We start from the raw sequence: 15,382 nt of genomic DNA on the forward strand, positions 1-15,382 counted from the left end.
CTCCTCGGTCGAGAGACCCTCTCGCACCCCAGTCCAGAACCGTCCCGCAACACCCCGCGACAACCTCGGGCGACCCATCCGACGCACCATTCGCAACACCCCTCATCGATCAGGTGTTGCGCTCACCCCTTGAACCCAAGGACTTCTCGGCCTGCAGAAGTGACGCTTCGGCGGGGTTTGGCTTCGGCGGGGTTGGCTTCGGCGGGGTTGGTCCCGGGAGGACTGGGTCAGGCCTGGCAGAGGCAGAAGGGGTGGCCGGCGGGGTCGAGGAAGACCCGGAAGGTGGTGCCGGGCTGGTGGTCGGTCTTGGTCGCGCCCAGCGCCAGGACCTCCTTCTCGCCCTCGTCGAGGTCATCGACGCTGACGTCGAGATGGATCTGCTGGGGAGTGTCCTGGGAGGGCCAGCTGGGTGCCTTGTAGTCGCTGACCTGCTGGAACCCGATGCTGCCTCCCTCGCCCCAGACATCGGCCCAGGCCCCGTCCGGGTCGTCGTTGTCGACCTTCGCCTCCCAGCCGAGGAGCTTGGCGTAGAAGGCGGAGAGATCGGCGACGTCGGGGCAGTCGATGGCGAACTGTGGATTGCGTGCGATAGCCATGGCCTCGACGTTAGGCGTGGTTCCGGACGTTCGGCTTCCGCCTGATCGTGATCGTCTCAGAAACATAAAGTCAGGGTTGACTGTTTGTTTCCGACGCGGAAGAGTGCGTCCCTGTGAGCCAGGCCACCCGCGTATCCCAGGAGATGCGCACCCGCGCGATGCGGGCCCGTCTCCTGGACGCCACCGTCGAGCTGTTGGCCGAGCGAGGCTTCGCCGGCACCTCGACCACGCTCGTCTCCCAGCGCGCCGGCGTCTCCCGTGGTGCGCAGCTGCATCACTTTCCCGCCAAGAACGACCTGGTGGTCGCGGCGGTCGAGCACATCACCGAGGCCCGGGGCGAGGCGCTCAAGGAGGCAGCCGGGGCGCTTCCCGAAGGCGGCCGGCGTACGCGGCACGTGCTCGCCATGCTCGCCGAGCAGGTCACCTCGCCGGTCTTCGCCGCTGCCCTCGAGCTGTGGGTCGCGGCCCGCACCGACGAGCAGCTCGCCGCTGCCGTGGGTCCGCTCGAGCAGCGCATCGGTCGTGAGCTCCACCGAGCCACGATCGAGCTGCTCGGTGTCGACGAGAAGAAGCCGGGCGTACGCGAGCTCGTGCAGGCCACCCTCGATCTGGTCCGAGGCCTGGCTCTGGCTGACACGATTACCGACGACGCCGCCCGACGCGAACGGATCCTCGATCACTGGGCCGAGGTCCTGGAAAGAGAGCTGCAATGAGTCTGCTGGATCAACTTCTCGAGGACCTTTCCATGGAGGGGTTCGAGCTGCGCCAGGTGGTGGCGGGCCTGAGCGAGGCGGGCTGGCGCGAGCCGACGCCGGCCGAGGGCTGGGACGTGGCTGCCCAGATCGCACACCTGGCCTGGACCGACGAGGCCGCGCTCGCCGCGACCGAATGGGTGGCCGGTGACCCGAGCGCCTGGGACGAGCTGGTCGAGGAGGGCCTCGAGAACCCCGAGGGATACGTCGACGAGGCCGCGCTGGCGCTCGCGGTGATGCCGGCGACCGAGCTGTTGGAGCACTGGGACGGCGTACGTGGCGAGCTGGCCGGCGCGCTCGCCGAGGTCCCCGACGGGCAGAAGCTCCCCTGGTTCGGGCCCCCGATGTCGCCGGCCTCGATGGCGACCGCGCGGTTCATGGAGACCTGGGCTCACGGGCTGGACGTCCGCGAAGGGCTCGGGCTCACCTATGAGCCCAGCGACCGCATCAAGCACGTGTGCCACATCGGCAACCGCACCCGCGACTTCTCCTTCGGGGTGCACGGCCTGACCCCGCCGAGCGAGCCCTTCCGGGTCTCGCTCATCGCACCGTCCGGTGAGCAGTGGGACTGGGGTCCGGAGGATGCGGCGCAGACCGTCCGCGGTCCTGCGTACGACTTCGCTCGCGTCGTCACCCAGCGCGTCCACCGCGACGACACGGCGCTGGAGACCACCGGCGACGATGCCGAGAAGTGGCTGGCCATCGCCCAGGCGTTCGCCGGCCCCGCCGGGAACGGGCGAGCCGCGGAAGGGACCCAGCCGTGATCAGCATCGGCAACTGCTCCGGCTTCTACGGCGACCGGTTCTCGGCGATGCGGGACATGCTCGAAGGCGGCCGGCTCGACGTGCTCACCGGTGACTACCTGGCCGAGCTGACCATGCTCATCCTCGGCAAGGACACGCTCAAGGACCCGTCGACGGGCTATGCCAAGACGTTCCTTCGCCAGCTCGCCGACTGCCTCGACCTCGCTCTCCAGCGTGAGGTCAAGATCGTCTCCAACGCAGGCGGCCTCAATCCCGCCGGTCTCGCCAAGGCGATCGAGGCGCTCGGGACACGGGCGAAGGTGGCGTACGTCGACGGGGACGACCTCAGGGGTCGCATCGACTCCCATCCCGACGCCCTGACCGCGAACGCCTACCTCGGTGCCTTCGGGATCGCGCATGCGCTCGAGTCCGGTGCCGATGTCGTCGTGACCGGCCGCGTGACCGACGCGAGCGTCGTCGTCGGGCCGGCGATCGCGCACCACGGCTGGAAGCGCGACTCCTACGACGAGCTCGCGGGTGCGGTCGTCGCCGGGCACGTGATCGAGTGCGGCACCCAGGCCACCGGCGGCAACTTCTCCGGGTTCATGACGATGTCGCCGCAGGCGCGAGCACGTCCTCTGGGGTTCCCGGTGGCAGAGATCGCCGCGGACGGGTCCTCGACCATCACCAAGCAGGACGAGACCGGTGGTGCGGTCACCATCGACACGGTCACCGCGCAGCTGCTCTACGAGATCCAGGGACCGCACTACCTGGGCCCCGACGTCTCCACCGACCTCACCTCGATCCGGCTCTCCGAGGCCGGGATCGACCGCGTCGCGATCACCGGCGTGACGGGCACCCCGCCGCCGGCCACGCTCAAGGTCGCCGTCAACTCCGTCGGGGGCTATCGCAACTCCACAGAGTTCGTGCTCACCGGTCCCGACATCGACGCCAAGGCCGCCTGGCTACGTGACCAGCTCGACGCCGAGCTCCCGATCGGGCCGGACTACACCTGGTCGACCTACCGGATCCCGGCACCGGACTCTCCGACCGAGGAAGGTGCCGCCTGCATCCTGCGCCTCAGCGCGCGCGCCGCCGACGCCGACGCCGTCGGCCGTGCCCTCACCGCACCGGCCATCGAGCTCGCCCTTGCGTCCTACCCGGGCTTCCACGTCACCGCGCCCCCGGGACGGCCGGCTCCGTTCGGGATCTACAAGGCTGCGTACGTCCGGCGCGACCGCGCCGCCGAGACCGTCCACCTTCCCGACGGCTCGACCTACGAGGTACCGGCTCCCTTGGCCTACGGCGAGGGAGTGACCGCGCGAAGCGCGGAGAAGTCACGTACGTCGGCCGAAGCGTCACATGCTGCGGACGAGCAAGCTCGCCGCTCGACCTCGCTCCCGTCGTCTCGGCGAGAGCTGGGAGCGCTCGTCTACGCGCGGTCGGGGGACAAGGGTGGGGATGCCAACCTGGGGCTGTGGGTGCCGCAGTGGCGGCCGGACGGCGCCGTCGACTGGCTGCTGGACACCGTCACTCCCGAGTGGGTGCGGGCGCTGCTTCCCGAGGCCGCGGATCTCGCGATCGACATCACTCCGCTGCCGCACCTGCGCGGCGTGAACATCGTCATCCATGAGCTGCTCGGTGAAGGGGTGGCCGCCTCGACCAGGTTCGACCCGCAGGCGAAGGGTCTGGGCGAGTGGGCCCGGAGCCGATTCGTGGACATGCCCACCGACCTCGTACCGGAGGAGTCACGATGAGCAACGATCTTTTCCAGCTCGGCGCGGAGTTCGCCCGCCGTGAGGTCTTCCCCGACCTGCAGGTCTGGGAAGACGCGCAGGAGATCCCGCGAGAGCTCCACAAGGCTGCCGCCAAGCAGGGTCTGCTCGGGATCGGGTTCCCGGAGGCGGCCGGCGGCGAGGGCGGCGGACTGGCCGACACGGTCGCGGTGACCGAGGGGCTGATGTCCGAAGGTGCCTCCTCAGGCCTGCTCGCGGGCCTGTTCACCCACGGGATCGCGCTGCCGCACATCGCCAACCACGGCTCGCGCGAGCTCATCGACACCTACGTGAGACCGACGCTCGCCGGCGACAAGATCGGCGCGCTTGCCATCACCGAGCCCGACGGCGGCTCCGACGTCGCCCACCTGCGCACCACCGCGGTCCGCGACGGCGACGAGTTCGTCGTCAACGGCGCCAAGACGTTCATCACCAGCGGGGTGCGTGCCGACTTCGTCACCACCGCGGTCCGCACCGGCGGTCAGGGCGCCGGTGGCATCAGCCTGCTCGTGATCGACAAGGACACCCCCGGCTTCACGGTCACGCGCAAGCTGGCCAAGATGGGCTGGCACTGCTCCGACACCGCGGAGCTCGCCTTCGAGGACGTACGCGTCCCCGCCGCCAACCTCGTCGGCGACGAGAACGCTGGCTTCGTCTACATCGCCGAGGCGTTCGTGACCGAGCGGATCGCGCTGGCCGTGCAGGCCTACGGCACCGCCGCCCGCTGCCTGGCGCTTACCGCAGATTTCTGCCGCCAGCGCGAGACCTTCGGCGAGCCCCTGATCAAACGCCAGGTCGTACGCCACAAGCTGGTCGAGATGCACCGGCAGGTCGAGGTGGCCAAGGCCTACACGCACGCGGTCGTCAACCGCTACGACCGCGAAGGGTCGACCCAGGCCACGATCGCCGAGGCGGCGCTGGCCAAGCAGACCGCGGTCGAGGCCTGCACCTGGGTCGTCGACCAGGCCGTCCAGCTTCACGGCGGGACGGGATACATGCACGGGACCGAGGTCGAGCGGCACTACCGCGACGCCCGGATCCTGCCGATCGGAGGAGGAGCCACCGAAGTGATGACGGACCTGGCTGCCAAGCTGTTGGGACTGGACCGATGAGTGTTGCTGCGGAGGACGGTCTCGACCGCCGGAGCGTGATGCTCGAGAAGATCGAGGCGCTGGACGCCGAGCACGCCAAGGCGGCGGCCGGGGGCGGGGAGAAGTACGTCGCCCGTCACAAGGCCCGCGGCAAGCTGCTCGCCCGTGAGCGGATCGAGCTGCTGCTGGACGAGGGCAGCCCGTTCCTGGAGACCCAGCCGCTGATCGGCTGGGGCAGCGACTTCCCGGTCGGCGGGTCGATCATCACCGGTATCGGCGTGGTCGAGGGCATCGAGTGCATGATCGTCGCCAACGACCCGACGGTGAAGGGCGGCGCGCTCAACCCGTACTCCCTCAAGCGCTCCTTCCGGGCGGCCGAGATCGCCGAGAAGAACGGTCTGCCCACGATCAACCTGACCGAGTCGGGCGGCGCCGACCTGCCCACCCAGAAGGACATCTTCATCCCGGGGGGCAAGGGCTTCCGCGACATCACTCGGGCCTCCGCACGCAAGCAGCCGACGATCTCGGTGGTCTTCGGCAACTCCACGGCCGGCGGAGCGTACGTCCCAGGCATGAGCGACTACGTGATCATGGTCAAGGAGGGGGCGAAGGTCTTCCTGGCCGGCCCGCCGCTGGTGAAGATGGCCACCGGCGAGGACACCGACGACGAGTCGCTCGGCGGTGCCGAGATGCACTCACGCATCTCAGGATCCTCCGACTTCCTGGCGATCGACGAGCACGACGCGATCCGGCAGGCGCGCCGGGTCATGGCCCGGCTCAACTGGCGCAAGCGCGGCCCCGAGCCGAAGGCGAGCCATGAACCCGACCTGGACCCCGACGGCCTGCTCGACCTGATCCCGACCGACCTCAAGGAGCCCTTCGACCCCCGCGAGGCGATCCTGCGGATCGTGGACGGGACCGGGCCCGACAACGAGGTCGCGTTCGACGAGTTCAAGCCCCTCTATGGATCGAGCCTCTGCGTCGGCTGGGCGCGGCTGCACGGCTACGAGATCGGCATCCTCGCGAACGCGCGCGGGGTCCTGATGAGCGAAGAGGCCCAGAAGGCGGCGCAGTTCATCCAGCTCGCCAACCAGAAGGACACCCCGCTGCTGTTCCTGCACAACACCACCGGCTACATGGTCGGCGCGGAGTATGAGCAGGGCGGCATCATCAAGCACGGCGCGCTGATGATCAACGCCGTCTCCAACTCCACCGTCCCGCACCTGACCGTGATCATGGGTGCCTCCTACGGTGCCGGCAACTACGGCATGAACGGCCGGGCGTACGACCCCCGTTTCCTCTTCACCTGGCCCTCGGCGAAGTCGGCGGTCATGGGGCCGCAGCAGCTCGCCGGTGTGATGGAGATCGTCGCGCGCGAGTCGGCGGAGAAGAAGGGCGAGGTCTTCGACGCGGATGGGTTCAAGGGCGTCAAGGAGATGGTCGAGGGGATGATCGAGGAGCAGTCGCTGCCGATGTTCCTGAGCGGGCTCGGCTACGACGACGGCGTCATCGACCCGCGCGACACCCGGACCGTACTCGGCCTCTGCTTGTCGGCCATCGCGACCAAGGAGATCGAGGGGGCGATGAACTTTGGCGTCTTCCGCATGTGAACCCCGATCCCGCCTGATCCCGGGAAGGACGCCATTTTCCCGCCATGGCGGGAAAATGCCGCCCGGATCCGGCCCTAGTGCCCGCACAACAGCGCCATGGCGGGAAAGTGCCGCGGCGCTCGCCACAGACACAGGAGTGACCCGCTGATGATCAACCGACTGCTTGTCGCCAACCGGGCCGAGATCGCGTCCAGGGTCTTCCGCACGTGTCAGCGGCTCGGCATCGAGACCGTCGCGGTGCACTCCGACGCCGACGCGGCCCTGCCGTTCGTGGCGGAGGCGGATCACGCCGTACGTCTCCCGGGCAATGCCCCGGGCGAGACCTATCTCCGCGCCGACCTGATCATCGAGGCGGCCAAGGTGGCCGGTGCGGACGCGATCCACCCGGGTTATGGGTTCCTCTCGGAGAACGCCGACTTCGCTCGTGCCGTCGAGGCGGCCGGTCTGGTCTGGATCGGGCCGGCGCCGGAGTCCATCGAGAAGATGGGCTCCAAGATCGAGGCCAAGAAGATCATGGCCGCGGCCGGCGTTCCGGTGCTGGAGGCGCCGGCCTCACCGGCCGAGCCCGACCTGCCGCTGCTGGTCAAGGCGTCTGCCGGCGGGGGCGGCCGCGGGATGCGGATCGTCCGCTCCCTCAGCTCTCTCGCCGCCGAGATCGCCGCTGCCGAGGCCGAGGCCACATCCGCCTTCGGGGACGGGACCGTCTTCGTCGAGCCGTACGTCGAGGCCGGCCGCCACGTCGAGGTCCAGGTCGTCGGCGACGGCGACGGCAACGTCACCGTCTTCGGCGAGCGCGACTGCTCGATGCAGCGTCGCCACCAGAAGGTCGTCGAGGAGTCCCCGGCCCCGCTGTTGCCCGAAGCGGTCCGGTCGGCGCTCCACGAGGCCGCCCGGAACGCTGCCGCGGCGATCGACTACCGCGGCGCCGGGACAGTCGAGTTCCTCTATGACGCCGCCACGGAGCGGTTCTGGTTCCTGGAGATGAACACGCGCTTGCAGGTCGAGCACCCGGTGACCGAGCTGGTGCACGGAGTGGACCTGGTGGAGCTGCAGGTCGCGGTGGCTGAGGATTCGCTGGACGAGGTCATCTCGACAAGCTCGACCTCCGGAGTCAGTGGGCATGCGGTGGAGGTGCGGCTGTATGCCGAGGACCCGGCTGAGGACTATCAGCCGCAGTCGGGGGTGTTGAGGTGTTTCGAGATGGTCTCGACAAGCTCGACCACCGGTGGGACTGTGCGGGTCGACGCGGGGTATGTGTCGGGGTCCGAGGTCAGCACGTTCTATGACGCGATGCTGGCGAAGGTGATCGTGCACGCGCCCACTCGCGAGGCGGCGATCCGCCGGCTGGTCGGGGTGCTGCGTACGGCGAAGATCCACGGGCTGCGGACCAACCGGGAGCAGCTGATCGAGATCCTCGGGTCGGAGGAGTTCGTCAGCGGCCAGGTCACCACCTCCCTCCTGGGCGAACGAAAATTCGTTCGCGCGACGCAGGGGGGTCCTGGGGCGCCGGTGGCCGCCGCGATCGCGCTGGCCGAACGGACCCGTCGGCCGGGGGTGCCGGTCGCCTGGCGCAACGTCACCAACCAGCCGCAGCGGACCGTCTTCGACGACATGTCCGAGGACGGCCTCGTCGTGGAGTGGTACGGCACCCGCGACGGCTACCGCATCGACGGCTTCCAGGTCATCGAGGCGGGCCAGGACCGGGTAGTGCTCGAGAGGGACGGGCTGCGTACGGCCTACACGGTGTCCGTCGGCGGGCATGCTCCCGGGGGCGCCGTCGACGGCGTCCGGGTCGACGTCGACTCCTCGTTCGGCCACACCGCGCTGCGCAAGCGTCCGAGGTTCACCGACCCCGCTACCCAGACCCAGCCCGGCAGCCTGCTGGCGCCGATGCCGGGGTCGGTCATCGGCGTGCTCGCCGAGTCCGGCAGCAGCGTCACCGAGGGCCAGCCGCTGCTGGTCCTGGAGGCGATGAAGATGCAGCACACGGTGACCGCGCCCACCGACGGCGTACTCGCTCAGATCAACGTCAAACCAGGAACCCAGGTCGCCGCCGGCGAGGTGCTCGCGGTGGTCGAACCGGGGTCTGAACGAAGTGGCCCCGAGCTTGTCGAGACCTCCAAGGAGGAAACATCATGACCAACCCATTCACCGAGCCCGAGGAGCGGACCGCCCTGCGCGAGGCGGTGTCGAAGCTGGCCGGGAAGTACGGCCACGACTTCGTCGCCAAGCAGGCTCGCGAGGGCGGCAAGATGACCGAGATGTGGCTCGAGATGGGCCGCAACGGGTTCCTCGGCGTCAACATCGCCGAGGAGTACGGCGGTGGTGGCGGCGGGATGAGCGACCTGGCCGCCGTGCTCGAGGAGGCCTCGACCGCCGGCGCGCCGCTGCTGATGATGGTCGTCAGCCCCGCGATCTGCGGCAGCATCATCGGCCGCTGCGGCACCGAGGAGCAGAAGAAGCGCTGGCTGCCGGCGATCGCCGACGGGTCGCTGCTGATGGCCTTCGGCATCACCGAGGCCGACGCCGGTTCCAACTCCCACAAGATCACCACCACGGCGCAGCGCGACGGCGACAGCTGGGTGCTGAGCGGCCAGAAGACCTTCATCTCCGGTGTCGACGAGGCCGACTCGGTCCTCATCGTGGCCCGAACAGAAGATGCCAAGACTGGAAAGCTCAAGCCCGCCCTCTTCGTGGTCCCGACCGACTCCGAGGGCTTCACCAAGCAGGTCATCCCGATGGCCTGGGAGGCGCCGGAGAAGCAGTTCACCCTCTTCCTCGACGACGTACGCCTCCCCGCCGACGCCCTCGTCGGCGACGAAGATGGTGGTATCTGGCAGCTCTTCGCCGGTCTCAACCCGGAGCGGATCATGGGTGCCGCGCTCTCCTGCGGGATGGCGCGCTTCGCGCTCGGAAAGGCGGTCGAGTACGCCGGGTCACGGTCGGTCTGGAAGGACGCCCCGATCGGCTCCCACCAAGGGATCGCGCACCCGCTCGCGAAGGTCAAGATCGAGCTGGAGCAGGCTCGCCTGCTGTGGCAGAAGGCCGCCGCGCTCTACGACGCCGGGGACGACGCCGGCGCCGGGGAGTACGCCAACATGGCCAAGTACGCCGCCGGCGAGGTCGCCTGCAACGCCACCGACGCCGCGGTCCACACCCATGGTGGCAACGGCCTGACGGTCGAGTACGGCCTGGCCAACCAGCTCGTCGCGGCCCGCTTGGGCCGGATCGCCCCGGTCAGCCGGGAGATGATCCTCAACTACATCGCCATGCACACCCTCGGCCTCCCGAAGTCCTACTGATCGCGTCGAAATGAGTACAGGGCCGGTCGCGTGCGCGACCGGCCCTGCTGCGTACGGCTTCTGCCTACTTCTGCTTCGGCTCGGCGATCACGATCGTGCTGAGGATCTTGTCGGCGAAGGTCTGTCGCTTCTCGTCCCACAGCGGCCACAGGTAGCCGATGTAGCACGCGAGCTGGTCGAGGTAGTGGACGAAGAAGCGACCGATCGAGAACCAGGTGCCGAGCACCTGGCCGTCGGCCTCCTTGACGACCTTGATCCCGAGGACGCCCTTGCCGATCGTGTAGCCCGTCTTCCCCTGCTTCAGGCCGTAGTTCCAGAACAGGAAGGCGAGGAGGACGAAGAAGCCGACGAACGCGAGGATCCCGCCGATGGCCATGAGCGCGCCGTTGGGCTCGCCGGTCGTGTACATCCCGGTCTCGGCGTCATACTCCGAGGAGCCCGCGGCCGCGCCGCCGATGAACAGGCCGTAGCCGACGTAGAACGGGATCATCGACACGGCCCCGAGGAGCCCGTCGATGATCGCGGCGCCGACGCGGGCGCCCCAGGAGGCGTACGGCGGGGTGGCTCCATAAGCCGAGGGTGCGGCGCCGTAACCGGCCGGCGCGGCGCCGTAGCCGGGAGCGGGCGGGGGAGGCGGAGGAGGACTGCTGGGTCCCTGTCCGTAGGCCGGCGCGGCCTGGCCGGAGGGATCCTGCGGGGCGCCCGGAGGCGGTCCGTAGTTCGACATCTTGGGTCTACTCGCTTTCAGCGGTGAAGGCCGTGCACTTCGAGGCGGTGCAACTTACCGAGAATTGATGCGGCGAGTATGGCGACAATCTTGCCCGAATGTCAGCACACACGCCCAGCGCACATGCCCGGCGTCAACGCCGTGGCTCGACGACGACGAGGGTTCCGACGATCTTGTCGGCGAAGGTCTGCCGCTTCTCGTCCCACAGCGGCCACAGGTAGCCGATCATGCAGAACCCGTCGAGGACGTGGAGCAGCTGCCGCACCAGGGCGAACGGGACGCCGACCGTGGCCTCGCCGGCCGTCTCGAGGGGGGCCTTGCGGACCAGCTTGATCCCGACGACTCCCTTCCCGATGGTGTAGCCGGTGCGCCCCTGCTTGAGCAGGTGGTTCCAGATCGCGAAGCCGACGATCCCGAACCAGCCGACGACGGTGAGCAGCAGGCCGAACGCGGTCACGAAGAAGCCGGACTCCTGCGCGAGCCCGCCGCCCACGCCGGCGACGAGGTAGAACGGCAGCAGCAGGGCGGCGTCGATCAGCGCGCCGGCGACCCGGAGACCCCAGTGCGCCAGCGGCGGGCCCGAGGGGACGTACGCCTGCTGTGCCCATGGCGGCGCCTGGGGCTGCTCGCCGGGCCCCCGAACGGGTTCCCGCGGTGCGCCGGGTGGTGGGCCAGGTGGCGGGCCGGGTGGGGTGCCGGGAGGCGGGCCGGCCGGAGGGCCGAAATTCGACATCTGGGGGGTCATCTCCTCGAGTGTGCTGGCCTGCTGACCTGGCCGAGCTTCAATCTACCGGGTAGCACAGGCGTAACCTGACCTTCATGGCTCAAGCGGCGAGGACGATGGATCGGGCGCAGCGCCGGTTCCCGCCGGCCGCGTTCCCGATCGCCGTCTTCTACAAGTTCTACGAGGACCAGGGCAACAACCTCGCTGCGATCATCACCTACTACGCCTTCGTCGCGATCTTCCCGATCCTGCTGCTCGCCTCCTCGATCCTCGGTTTCGTGCTGGAGGGGAACCCGAGGCTGCAGGAAGCGGTGCTCGACACCGCGCTGGCTCAGTTCCCGATCATCGGGGACCAGCTCGGCCGCAAGGAGCTCACCGGGTCGACCGGCGCGATCATCGTCGGTGGTGTGGCCGCCCTCTACGGTGCCCTCGGTCTCGGTCTCTCACTGCAGAACGCCGTCAACACGGCCTGGTCGGTGCCGCGTAACAGCCGTCCCAACCCGATCCTTCTGCGAGTCCGGTCCCTGCTCATGCTCGCCGCCGGCGGCCTGGCCATCATCGGCGCGACCACGCTGTCCCTCGTGCTGAGCCACACCGACTTCCTCGGCTTCAAGGCCGTCGACGTCGGCTACTGGCTGGTGATCCTCGGCACCGTCGTCATCGTCACCGGGATGCTCTGCGTGGTGTTCCGGATGGCGACGACCCGCGACCATTCGCTCGCGCACGCCCTTCCGGGCGCGCTCACGTTCGCGCTCCTGTGGCAGGTGCTGCAGTACTTCGGCGCCGAGTTCGTCCAGCACGTGCTCGCCGCCACCCGCGGCATGAACCAGACCTTCGCCCTGGTCCTGGGGCTGGTCGCCTTCCTCTACATCGCGGCGCTGATGGTGGTGATCTCGATCGAGGTCAACGTCGTCTACTCCCGCCACCTGTGGCCGCGGGCGCTGCTGACGCTCTTCACCGATGACGTCGACCTCACCGAGGCCGACCGCCGCGCCTATGCGAGCTATGCGCTCATGCAGCGGCACAAGGGCTTCGAGACGGTGGCGGTCACCTTCGACGGCCGCGACGGCAACACCCACGAGATCGTGATGGATCCGTCCTGGCTGCGTAAGACCGCACGGCGCATCCGGCGTCGCGACGAGTTCAGCAAGCCGATGCCTCCGACCAAGCCGCCGCCGCCGGTGCCGCCGGGCCAGCTGCGCGCGTTGCCGCGTCCCGAGGAGGACGACGGAAACGGACAGGGCGGCTCGCGTCGCACCGGTGCTTGAGATCAGGCTAAGGCCGCCTACGCAGCGGCACGAAGCGATACCAACCATGACTGCTGAGCCTCGCCCTCCCTGTCGCGGAGCGTTCGACCAGCATCATCAGGCCGGCGACCGGGACCACCATCCGACCAGGGGACGCGAGCTGTTCCACCAGGTCGCCCGGCATCGCCTCGGCCTCGGCGGAGACGAGGATGCGATCGTACGCAGCCTCCTGAGGCCACCCGAGGACACCGGGTTCCGCCTGCTCGATGCGGGCCCAGGCCTGGTCGGTGGCCGCCAGGTTCCGGCGGCCGAACCTGACCAGCGAAGGCTCGAGCTCGACCCCGACCACGGTCCCGTCCGGGCCGGTGAGGTGGGCGAGCAGCGCGGTGCTCCAGCCCGATCCGGAGCCGACGTCGAGGACGGTGTCTCCCGGTGAGACGTCGAGGAGGCGGAGCATGTCCTCGACGGTCCGCGGCTGCGAGTTGGTCTGGCCGTGGCCGATGGAGAGCGGCTCGTCGAAGGCTGCGAAGGAGCGCTCCCCGGGCGGAAGGAAACCTTCCCTGGGGAGGGCGGCGAATGCGTCGAGGACCCGGTCCACAAGTCCAGTCAAGCATCGTAGAGGTTCCGCGAGTAGAGCCCGAGACGCGCAGCAGGTCGCATCTACTCGAGGAACCTCTAAGGTCTGCGTCATGACTGAGTCGCCAGAAACCCCCGCGGAGCTTGTCCACCTCGAGGTCGCCGACGGCATCGCCACGATCACCCTCGACTCGCCGGCCAACCGCAACGCGCTCTCCCGCCAGCTGGTCACGGAGCTGTTCTCGGCCCTGCACGCGGCGGACAAGGACGCGTCGGTGAAGGCGGTCGTGCTCCAGGCGACCGGCACGGTCTTCTGCTCCGGCGCCGATCTCTCCGAGGCCGCGACGGTCCCGATGGAGGAGGGCACCCGCGGGATCGTACGTCTCCAGCGCACCATCGTCGCCCTGACCAAGCCCGTCGTGGCGAAGGTCCAGGGCCCGGTGCGCGCCGGCGGTCTCGGACTGGTGGCGGCCGCCGACATCGCGATCGCCGCCGACACCGTCTCCTTCGCGCTCACTGAGGTTCGACTGGGCCTCGCCCCCGCTGCGATCTCGCTCTCGATCCTGCCCCGCATCGACGCCCGCGCGGCGTCGCGCTACTTCCTGACGGGCGACAAGTTCGACGCCGCCGAGGCCGCCCGGATCGGCATCCTGACCGCCGCCGTACCCGCCGACTCGCTCGACGACGAGGTCTCCGCCATCACCAGCTCGCTGCTCGAGGGCTCGCCCCAGGGCCTGCGCGAGACGAAGCGGCTGATGGTCCGCGGCCTGGTCGAGCACATCGACGCCGGTGGCGAGGAGATGGCCCAGCTCTCGGCCCGCCTCTTCGGGTCCGACGAGGCCCGCGAGGCGATGACCGCCTTCCTCAGTCGCAAGAGGTAGCCGACCAGTGGCACCCGTGTGCCCATAACCCCACGTCGGGGGTAGAGTTGTCTCCTTGCCGTGCGCCATGGGGGGCGCGCGGCGGGGTCGGATCATTCTTGACGGGGGAAAGTCCAGTTGAACGACGAGCTGGCCGAGCGTGAGATCGCTCAGGAGCAAGAGTTCGTAGATCGCGTCTACCTCCAGCTGGGGGAGTCGGCGCGGGCAGCGCAGGAGCTGGCCGACGAGGGCCGCGACCGTGGCCGCCTGGGACACGAGGGCGGACTGGTCGAGCGTGACGCGTTCGCCTTCCAGGCCGCGCGCCGGATCGCGCAGCTCGATGCCGCCCACGAGGGCCTGGTCTTCGGCCGTCTCGATCTCGACCCCGAGGTCGACGTCAAGCCCCGCTACATCGGCCGGATCGGGTTGCGCGACGCCGAGCGCGACTCGCTGCTGATCGACTGGCGCGCGCCGGCGGCAGCGGTCTTCTACCAGGCCACCGCGGTCGAGCCGCGCTCCGTCATCAGGCGGCGGGTGCTCCGTGCGGAGGGACAGAAGGTCATCGGCGTCGAGGACGAGCTGCTCGACGCCGACGCGCTCGAGCGCTCCGGAGCGGACCTGCCGGTCGTCGGCGAAGGCGCGCTGATGGCGCAGCTCAGCCGGGCTCGCGACCGCACCATGCACTCCATCGTGGCGACCATCCAGGCCGAGCAGGACAAGGCCATCCGGGCGCCGGGCAAGGGCGTCACCGCCATCTCCGGCGGTCCGGGCGTGGGCAAGACCGTCGTTGCTCTCCACCGCGCTGCGTACCTGCTCTACACCGAGCGCCGCCGCTACGAGTCCGGTGGCGTGCTCATCGTGGGCCCCAGCGGGGTGTTCATGCGCTACATCGAGCGCGTGCTGCCCTCGCTCGGCGAGACCGCGGTCGCGCTCAGGTCGCTGGGTGAGGTCGTGGACGGCGTACGCGCGACCTGGCACAACGACTCCGCCGTCGCTGATGTGAAGGGCTCGGCGCGGATGGCCGAGGTGCTGCGCCGTGCCGGGCGCCAGCAGGCGCCGGGATCACCGCGCGAGTTCAAGATCTTCTACCGCGACGACTCGCTGCGGCTGGACGCGAAGAGGCTCGGTGAACTGCGACGTCAGCTGATGAGCCAGGGCCGTCGCAACCAGCAGCTCCGCCGCGTACCCCAGCTGCTTCTCGACATGCTGTGGCGCCAGGTCCGCGGTGAGCGCGGCCGCGAGCGGGGGCGCGAGGTCTTCGACGACGAGATGCTCGACAACCCGGCCTTCCTCGAGTTCGCGGCAGCCTGGTGGCCGCCGCTCGCCGCCCGCGAGGTGCTCGGCTGGCTCCGCGAACCCGACTTCCTCGCCCGCGTCTC

At 69.4% G+C, this 15,382-nt stretch carries 14 protein-coding genes; 10 read left to right on the forward strand and 4 right to left on the reverse strand.

What is annotated here, in order from left to right:
- Positions 1–227: 227 nt before the first annotated feature.
- A complete protein-coding gene (locus ACRDPS_RS06835; protein ID WP_431500874.1) occupies positions 228–596 on the reverse strand; it encodes a VOC family protein in 369 nt (122 codons plus the stop codon).
- Positions 597–709: 113 nt separating this feature from the next.
- Here ACRDPS_RS06835 and ACRDPS_RS06840 point away from each other — a divergent pair, with 113 nt between their 5' ends.
- The 7 genes from ACRDPS_RS06840 (at position 710) to ACRDPS_RS06870 (ending at position 9,869) form a co-directional block, all read left to right on the forward strand.
- A complete protein-coding gene (locus ACRDPS_RS06840) occupies positions 710–1,309 on the forward strand; it encodes a TetR/AcrR family transcriptional regulator (protein ID WP_431500875.1) in 600 nt (199 codons plus the stop codon).
- Positions 1,306–2,112, forward strand: coding sequence for a TIGR03084 family metal-binding protein (locus tag ACRDPS_RS06845; RefSeq protein ID WP_431500876.1), 807 nt, complete (start codon positions 1,306–1,308; stop codon positions 2,110–2,112). Before ACRDPS_RS06840 ends, ACRDPS_RS06845 begins: the two co-directional genes overlap by 4 nt.
- Entirely contained in the window at positions 2,109–3,848 is a 1,740-nt protein-coding gene (locus ACRDPS_RS06850; RefSeq protein WP_431500877.1) for an acyclic terpene utilization AtuA family protein, read from the forward strand. The genes ACRDPS_RS06845 and ACRDPS_RS06850 overlap by 4 nt, the downstream gene beginning before the upstream one ends.
- On the forward strand, positions 3,845–4,978 hold the full coding sequence (locus tag ACRDPS_RS06855) for an acyl-CoA dehydrogenase family protein (RefSeq protein WP_431500878.1): 1,134 nt from the start codon (positions 3,845–3,847) through the stop codon (positions 4,976–4,978). The genes ACRDPS_RS06850 and ACRDPS_RS06855 overlap by 4 nt, the downstream gene beginning before the upstream one ends.
- Positions 4,975–6,567 (forward strand): acyl-CoA carboxylase subunit beta, encoded by a 1,593-nt coding sequence (locus ACRDPS_RS06860; protein ID WP_431500879.1) that lies wholly within the window; start codon positions 4,975–4,977, stop codon positions 6,565–6,567. The genes ACRDPS_RS06855 and ACRDPS_RS06860 overlap by 4 nt, the downstream gene beginning before the upstream one ends.
- Positions 6,568–6,714: 147 nt before the next feature.
- Positions 6,715–8,706, forward strand: a complete 1,992-nt coding sequence (locus tag ACRDPS_RS06865) for a biotin carboxylase N-terminal domain-containing protein (RefSeq protein WP_431500880.1) — start codon at positions 6,715–6,717, stop codon at positions 8,704–8,706.
- On the forward strand, positions 8,703–9,869 hold the full coding sequence (locus tag ACRDPS_RS06870; protein WP_431500881.1) for an acyl-CoA dehydrogenase family protein: 1,167 nt from the start codon (positions 8,703–8,705) through the stop codon (positions 9,867–9,869). Before ACRDPS_RS06865 ends, ACRDPS_RS06870 begins: the two co-directional genes overlap by 4 nt.
- 64 nt (positions 9,870–9,933) lie before the next feature.
- On the opposite strand, the gene ACRDPS_RS06875 is transcribed toward ACRDPS_RS06870, so the two are convergent.
- On the reverse strand, positions 9,934–10,596 hold the full coding sequence (locus ACRDPS_RS06875) for an RDD family protein (RefSeq protein ID WP_431500882.1): 663 nt from the start codon (positions 10,594–10,596) through the stop codon (positions 9,934–9,936).
- A gap of 133 nt (positions 10,597–10,729) precedes the next feature.
- Entirely contained in the window at positions 10,730–11,329 is a 600-nt protein-coding gene (locus tag ACRDPS_RS06880) for an RDD family protein (protein ID WP_431500883.1), read from the reverse strand.
- 86 nt (positions 11,330–11,415) lie between these two features.
- Between ACRDPS_RS06880 and ACRDPS_RS06885 the strand changes: the two genes are divergently transcribed.
- Complete coding sequence (locus tag ACRDPS_RS06885) at positions 11,416–12,588, forward strand: YihY/virulence factor BrkB family protein (protein ID WP_431500884.1); 1,173 nt, start codon at positions 11,416–11,418, stop codon at positions 12,586–12,588.
- 7 nt (positions 12,589–12,595) lie between these two features.
- On the opposite strand, the gene ACRDPS_RS06890 is transcribed toward ACRDPS_RS06885, so the two are convergent.
- Positions 12,596–13,177 carry a protein-L-isoaspartate O-methyltransferase family protein gene (locus ACRDPS_RS06890; RefSeq protein ID WP_431500885.1) on the reverse strand — a complete coding sequence of 194 codons (582 nt, stop codon included), beginning with the start codon at positions 13,175–13,177 and terminating at the stop codon, positions 12,596–12,598.
- A 79-nt stretch (positions 13,178–13,256) separates the two neighbouring features.
- Here ACRDPS_RS06890 and ACRDPS_RS06895 point away from each other — a divergent pair, with 79 nt between their 5' ends.
- Positions 13,257–14,024, forward strand: a complete 768-nt coding sequence (locus ACRDPS_RS06895; RefSeq protein WP_431500886.1) for an enoyl-CoA hydratase family protein — start codon at positions 13,257–13,259, stop codon at positions 14,022–14,024.
- A 117-nt stretch (positions 14,025–14,141) separates the two neighbouring features.
- The coding region (locus ACRDPS_RS06900; protein WP_431500887.1) for a HelD family protein at positions 14,142–15,382 on the forward strand (1,241 nt) is incomplete at its 3' end.

This window comes from Nocardioides sp. (assembly GCF_050699375.1).
Lineage (GTDB): Bacteria > Actinomycetota > Actinomycetes > Propionibacteriales > Nocardioidaceae > Nocardioides.

Coding starts and splice junctions, on each gene's coding strand:
- ACRDPS_RS06880 (WP_431500883.1), bottom strand. CDS start 11,329: ATGTCGAATTTCGGCCCTCCGGCCGGCCCGCCTCCCGGCACCCCACCC.
- ACRDPS_RS06875 (WP_431500882.1), bottom strand. CDS start 10,596: ATGTCGAACTACGGACCGCCTCCGGGCGCCCCGCAGGATCCCTCCGGC.
- ACRDPS_RS06885 (WP_431500884.1), top strand. CDS start 11,416: ATGGCTCAAGCGGCGAGGACGATGGATCGGGCGCAGCGCCGGTTCCCG.
- ACRDPS_RS06845 (WP_431500876.1), top strand. CDS start 1,306: ATGAGTCTGCTGGATCAACTTCTCGAGGACCTTTCCATGGAGGGGTTC.
- ACRDPS_RS06895 (WP_431500886.1), top strand. CDS start 13,257: ATGACTGAGTCGCCAGAAACCCCCGCGGAGCTTGTCCACCTCGAGGTC.
- ACRDPS_RS06835 (WP_431500874.1), bottom strand. CDS start 596: ATGGCTATCGCACGCAATCCACAGTTCGCCATCGACTGCCCCGACGTC.
- ACRDPS_RS06865 (WP_431500880.1), top strand. CDS start 6,715: ATGATCAACCGACTGCTTGTCGCCAACCGGGCCGAGATCGCGTCCAGG.
- ACRDPS_RS06870 (WP_431500881.1), top strand. CDS start 8,703: ATGACCAACCCATTCACCGAGCCCGAGGAGCGGACCGCCCTGCGCGAG.
- ACRDPS_RS06855 (WP_431500878.1), top strand. CDS start 3,845: ATGAGCAACGATCTTTTCCAGCTCGGCGCGGAGTTCGCCCGCCGTGAG.
- ACRDPS_RS06860 (WP_431500879.1), top strand. CDS start 4,975: ATGAGTGTTGCTGCGGAGGACGGTCTCGACCGCCGGAGCGTGATGCTC.